The following is a 6,101-nucleotide window of genomic DNA, read 5'->3' as shown; positions in this document are numbered from 1 at the left end:
GGCGGACTCCACTCGAACAAAGAACGATCAAAAAAGAAAAGAATAAGAAACGATATTTATATAACTCATGATTTTGACATCTGCCCCCGTCCACAATCAAAGACGACAGATGCACCGCGTTACCGATGCGGCTTACCGTGGCGATCCCGAAGAAGGATCGCTAACGGGACGGCGGATCATAACCTAAACCAGAAAAGAGATCCTCCCCTTCTGCACAGTTTTGATCCTTTTTATCCACAGGCTATTCTTATAGCAGCTACAGGCCCTACGTCAAAAGATCGGAAGAATCTTATTCTCTGCGCGCCCGCGAAATTCATCTAAGAATAGACCAGTCTGCAAACAGGTTACGGTGATATTGATCATGATCTCGCCGGGAGGATCGCAGTAGGATCCTTGCGCTTTATGCCAGAGTCCGTATAATCCTCAGCCCGCGCGTCGACGCCTGTTTCTGTGCTCAGCCAGACAGAAATCCAAAAAATAATTGGAATGGCCGACAGGTAAAGTGTGATGTTAATTGACTCGGGACTGTACAATTATTACAATCCCGCCTCTTTGTTATATGCGATTGAGGCGTCGGTCATTGTCACGCCGAGTAGCCAAACGCGTTTACTGTGAAGTCGTGTTTATTCCCCGCACCGGCAGGGATAAACCGTTAATTATCCAAGTTTAGGTAGAAATCGCCATGAAACGCACTTTCCAACCGTCCGTATTGAAGCGTAACCGTAGCCACGGTTTCCGTGCTCGTATGGCCACTAAAAATGGTCGTCAGGTTCTGGCCCGCCGTCGTGCGAAAGGCCGTGCTCGTCTGACCGTTTCTAAGTAATAAAAGCTAACCCATCGAGTGGTTAAGCTCGCTTTTCCCAGGGAGTTACGTTTGTTAACTCCCAGCCATTTCACTTTCGTCTTCCAGCAACCGCAACGGGCTGGCACGCCGCAAATCACTATCCTCGGCCGCCTGAACACGCTGGGGCATCCCCGCATCGGTCTTACCGTCGCCAAAAAGCATGTTAAACGTGCTCATGAACGCAATCGGATTAAACGCCTGACGCGCGAAAGCTTTCGCCTGCATCAACATTCATTGCCTGCAATGGATTTTGTGGTGATTGCGAAAAAAGGGGTGTCTGAACTGGATAACCGGGCATTGACGGAAGCGTTGGAAAAATTATGGCGTCGGCACTGTCGTTTGGCTCCCGCCTGCTGATCGGGTTGATACGAGGTTATCAACTCGTTATCAGCCCGTTACTTGGACCACATTGCCGGTTTCGGCCAACGTGTTCACAATACGGTATTGAAGCAATTCGCAGGTTCGGCATGATAAAAGGCAGTTGGTTGACGCTTAAACGCGTATTAAAATGCCACCCTTTGAACCCTGGTGGTGATGATCCCGTACCGCCAAAAACCGACAATAACAGAGAACATTAACGATGGATTCGCAACGTAATCTTTTTCTCATCGCTCTGCTATTCGTAACCTTCATGATCTGGCAAGCCTGGGAAACGGATAAAAATCCGCCAGCAACCACTCAGGCCATACAGCAGGCGACGAATGCAGTATCCGGTGATACCAGTAACCAGGGCGTACCCGCGAGCGGCCAGGGTAAACTCGTCACGGTTAAAACCGACGTACTGTCTCTGACCATCAATACCAGTGGCGGCGACATCGAGCAGGCTAAACTGTTGGCTTACCCGGATACGCTGGGTTCCGATACCCCTTTCCTGTTGCTGGAAACCACGCCCGAATTCGTTTATCAGGCGCAAAGCGGCCTGACGGGCAAAAACGGCCCGGATAACCCGGCCAACGGCCCTCGACCGCTGTTCACCACCGAACAGGATCACTTTGAGCTGGCCGATGGTCAAGACGAACTGCGTATTCCGCTGACCTATACCACCGCCGACGGCGTCACTTACACTAAAACGTTTGTACTGAAACGCGGTGATTACGCGCTGAACGTTGATTACAGCATCAACAACACCAGCTCGCAGCCATTGGAGCTGACGCTGTTCGGTCAGTTGAAACAATCCATTGACTTACCCAAGCACCGCGATACCGGCAGCAGCAATTTTGCGCTGCATACCTACCGTGGGGCGGCGTTCTCCTCCAGCGAAGAGAAGTATAAGAAATACAGCTTCGGCGACATGGACGAGAACCTGAACATCACCACCAACGGCGGCTGGGTAGCGATGTTGCAGCAGTACTTCGCAACGGCCTGGATCCCGACCACCGCAGGCGCCAATGCCTTCTATACCAGAAATCTTGGTAACGGTCAGGCCGCCATCGGCTTTAAATCCACTCCGGTCGTTGTACCGGCCGGCGGTCAGCAAAATCTGAACGCCACCCTGTGGGTCGGTCCGGAAATTCAGGACAAAATGGCCGCGGTGGCGCCGCACCTGGATTTGACCGTTGATTACGGCTGGCTGTGGTTTATTTCTCAGCCGCTGTTTAAACTGCTGAAGTTCCTGCACAGTTTCATCGGCAATTGGGGCTTCTCCATTATCGCCATCACCTTTATCGTGCGCGGCATCATGTACCCGCTGACCAAAGCGCAGTACACCTCAATGGCGAAAATGCGCATGCTGCAGCCGAAACTGCAGGCAATGCGCGAACGCATCGGCGACGACAAACAGCGCATGAGCCAGGAAATGATGGCGCTGTACAAGTCAGAGAAAGTGAATCCGCTGGGCGGCTGCTTTCCGTTGATCATTCAGATGCCAATCTTCCTGGCGCTGTACTACATGCTGATGGGCTCCGTTGAACTGCGCCATGCGCCGTTCGCCCTGTGGATCCATGACTTGTCCGCGCAAGACCCGTACTACATTTTGCCGATCCTGATGGGCGTGACGATGTTCTTCATTCAGAAGATGTCGCCGACCACCGTTACCGACCCGATGCAGCAGAAGATCATGACCTACATGCCGGTCATTTTCACCGTGTTCTTCCTGTGGTTCCCGTCTGGTCTGGTGCTGTATTATATCGTCAGCAACCTGGTGACCATCATTCAGCAGCAGTTGATTTACCGTGGTTTGGAAAAACGTGGCTTGCATAGCCGCAAAAAAAGCTAACGGTCCGGCTGACTAGCGAGACAAGATAAGGCGGTCAATGACCGCCTTATTTTTTATACCATCTGAGAGAAAATCATGAGCCATTCCGACACCATCGTAGCCCAGGCCACGCCACCAGGACGCGGCGGGGTAGGCATTTTACGTGTTTCCGGACCGGCGGCATCGGCGGTGGCGCAGGCCGTATTGGGTAAATTGCCCAAGCCGCGCTACGCCGATTATCTGCCGTTTCGCGATGCCGGCGGGATAACGCTCGATCAAGGCATCGCCCTGTGGTTTCCCGGCCCCAACTCGTTCACCGGCGAAGACGTTCTGGAGCTGCAGGGACACGGCGGCCCGGTTATTCTCGACATCCTGCTGCAACGCATTCTGACTTTGCCCAATGTGCGCATCGCCCGTCCCGGCGAGTTTTCCGAGCGCGCATTCCTGAATGATAAGCTCGATCTGGCCCAGGCGGAGGCGATTGCCGATCTGATTGACGCCAGCTCTGAACAGGCCGCGCGTTCCGCGCTTAATTCGTTACAGGGGGCTTTTTCCGCCCGTATCAACCATCTGGTGGAAACGCTGACGCACCTGCGAATTTACGTTGAAGCGGCGATCGATTTCCCCGACGAGGAAATTGATTTTCTCTCCGATGGGAAAATTGAAGGCCAGCTCAATAATGTGATGGCCGATCTGGACGCGGTCAGAGCCGAGGCCCACCAGGGCAGCCTGCTGCGCGAAGGCATGAAAGTGGTGATCGCCGGACGGCCCAACGCCGGGAAATCCAGCCTGCTCAACGCATTAGCCGGGCGGGAAGCGGCGATTGTCACCGATATCGCCGGCACCACCCGCGACGTACTGCGCGAGCATATCCATATTGACGGTATGCCGCTGCACATCATCGATACCGCCGGTCTGCGCGACGCCAACGATGAAGTGGAACGTATCGGCATCGAACGCGCCTGGCAGGAAATCGAACAGGCCGACCGCGTGCTGTTTATGGTTGACGGCACCACGACCGAGGCCACAGAACCCGCGGCTATCTGGCCTGAATTTATGGCCCGCTTACCCGGCACGCTGCCGATTACCGTGGTGCGCAATAAAGCCGACATCACCGGAGAGCCGATGGGAATTGAGAATGTGAACGCTTACTCACTTATCCGCCTATCGGCCCGCACCGGCGAAGGCGTTGAGACGCTGCGCGAGCACCTCAAGCAAAGTATGGGCTTCACCAGCAATACGGAAGGCGGCTTCCTGGCGCGCCGTCGGCACCTGCAAGCATTAGAACAGGCAGCCCGGCATCTGACGCAGGGCAAAGAACAGTTAGTGAGCGCTTACGCCGGCGAGTTATTAGCCGAGGAGCTACGACTGGCGCAACAGGCGCTAAGCGAAATTACCGGCGAATTCACCTCAGACGACCTGCTAAGCCGCATTTTCTCCAGCTTCTGCATCGGCAAGTAACGCTGAGTCTGTAAGCGTCCACTTACTTCCACTCATCCCGCATAGCGCCTTGTTATGCGGGATTTTTTGTTCCATCAATGTCTATTCGTTTCCATCGAGAGCCAGTGATTTTTGTGTCCATAGCTGTGTCCATCGTCATTTTTTCCTTGTGTCTATGGTTGTTTTTTGAGCAATAATTCGCGTATTATGGACACACAGTGCAGTACAAAAAACAATCAAACTTCGCAAACCATGGACACATCAGGCATGTTTTACTCTAAAAAGCCATACATAACATAAAGATACCATCATCACATATGGACACGTTAAAGAGGTACATATGGCGCTTTCAGATACAAAAATCAGAAGTCTGTCAGCAAAAAGTCGGGCATACCAGGTTGCCGACAACGGCGGGCTGGTCATAGAGGTACTGCCCACGGGCCGCAAGGTCTGGCGCTTGCGCTACCGTTTCAACGGCAAGTCACAGAAAGCGACGCTGGGCGAATACCCCGCTTTCTCACTGGCGGAAGCGCGCCTCTGGCGTGAAAAATGCCGCTCGATGATTGCCCATGGCGTCAGCCCGGCACAGAAAAAGCAGGAAGAGAAAGCCAAACAGAAAGAGCCGACCACCGTCGAAGCCTTCGCCAAACGCTGGCTGACCGACATTATCGAAAAAACCACCCGCCAGCCGCGCAACGTTGTCCGCGTTATCAATAAAGACATTATCCCGGTTATCGGGAACATCCAGCTTGAAGCGCTTACCACTGCCGACATACAGACGGTGATCGATCGCATCAAACTGCGTGGTTCGGACCACGTCGCCCTGCTCACCCGCAACGTTCTGAAACGCATGCTGGCCTATGCCATCTCGCGCGGCATCATCTTTAACAACCCCGCTGCTGCCATTGAGGCTCGTTATATTGCACAGGCTACCAGCCGTGACGTGGCGCTGACGCCGCAAGAGCTAGGCATACTGCTGCGCGGCATTTATACCTCAGGCATGAACCGGCGACATAAGTTAGCGTTGCATCTGCTGATTTTGTGCATAGTGCGTAAAAGCGAGCTTATTGAAGCGACATGGGATGAAATCAATTTCGTTACCGCCGAATGGCGCATCCCCGCCGAACGTATGAAAATGGATAATCCACACATCGTCCCGCTCTCCGGCCAGGCATTGGCAATGTTTGAAGAACTTAAATATCTGGCTGGCGACTCACCCTATGTTTTCCCCAGCCGCAACGACCATCGCCACCCTATTTCCAAAACCACCTTAAATACCGCCGTGCGCACGCTGAATCTCGACGTTCGGGATTTCGTTATCCATGATTTCCGCCGCACGGCCAGCACATTACTGCACGAACAGGGCTACAACTCTGATTGGGTGGAAAGATCTCTGGCTCACAAGATTTCAGGCGTGCGCGGCGTCTACAACCGCGCGGAATATCTCGGACAGCGCCGGGAAATGCTTCAGGCATGGGCGGATTTTGTCGATACGCAGATTGAAGAAGGCCGCAAGGTGATAATCGGCCGGTTTGGGAAGGCGTATAAAGCGGATACAGATTAGTAATCCTTGACCATTCAAAAGCCCTCAATACAGAGGGCTTTGATTAGGTATAGATAAGC

General features: G+C 53.4%; 6 protein-coding genes. All 6 read left to right on the top strand.

Annotated elements, in window-relative coordinates; genetic code table 11:
• Nucleotides 1–682 precede the first annotated feature (682 nt).
• Nucleotides 683–823, top strand: coding sequence for a 50S ribosomal protein L34 (gene rpmH, locus HC231_RS23790; RefSeq protein ID WP_000831330.1), 141 nt, complete (start codon nucleotides 683–685; stop codon nucleotides 821–823).
• Between the two features lie 18 nt (nucleotides 824–841).
• Nucleotides 842–1,201 carry a ribonuclease P protein component gene (rnpA, locus tag HC231_RS23785; protein ID WP_072065824.1) on the top strand — a complete coding sequence of 120 codons (360 nt, stop codon included), beginning with the start codon at nucleotides 842–844 and terminating at the stop codon, nucleotides 1,199–1,201.
• Nucleotides 1,165–1,422 carry a membrane protein insertion efficiency factor YidD gene (gene yidD, locus HC231_RS23780; RefSeq protein ID WP_009115145.1) on the top strand — a complete coding sequence of 86 codons (258 nt, stop codon included), beginning with the start codon at nucleotides 1,165–1,167 and terminating at the stop codon, nucleotides 1,420–1,422. Before rnpA ends, yidD begins: the two co-directional genes overlap by 37 nt.
• Before the next feature lie 2 nt (nucleotides 1,423–1,424).
• Nucleotides 1,425–3,059 carry a membrane protein insertase YidC gene (yidC, locus tag HC231_RS23775; RefSeq protein ID WP_208229156.1) on the top strand — a complete coding sequence of 545 codons (1,635 nt, stop codon included), beginning with the start codon at nucleotides 1,425–1,427 and terminating at the stop codon, nucleotides 3,057–3,059.
• A gap of 75 nt (nucleotides 3,060–3,134) precedes the next feature.
• The gene (gene mnmE, locus HC231_RS23770; RefSeq protein ID WP_208229155.1) at nucleotides 3,135–4,499 is read left to right on the top strand and encodes a tRNA uridine-5-carboxymethylaminomethyl(34) synthesis GTPase MnmE; all 1,365 of its coding nucleotides are present in this window, start codon (nucleotides 3,135–3,137) and stop codon (nucleotides 4,497–4,499) included.
• 319 nt (nucleotides 4,500–4,818) lie between these two features.
• On the top strand, nucleotides 4,819–6,042 hold the full coding sequence (locus tag HC231_RS23765) for a tyrosine-type recombinase/integrase (RefSeq protein ID WP_208229154.1): 1,224 nt from the start codon (nucleotides 4,819–4,821) through the stop codon (nucleotides 6,040–6,042).
• Nucleotides 6,043–6,101 lie beyond the last annotated feature (59 nt).

The sequence above is a fragment of the Brenneria izadpanahii genome (genome assembly GCF_017569925.1).
Classification (GTDB): Bacteria; Pseudomonadota; Gammaproteobacteria; order Enterobacterales; family Enterobacteriaceae; genus Brenneria; species Brenneria izadpanahii.
This window is presented reverse-complemented; position numbering and strand designations above follow the sequence as displayed.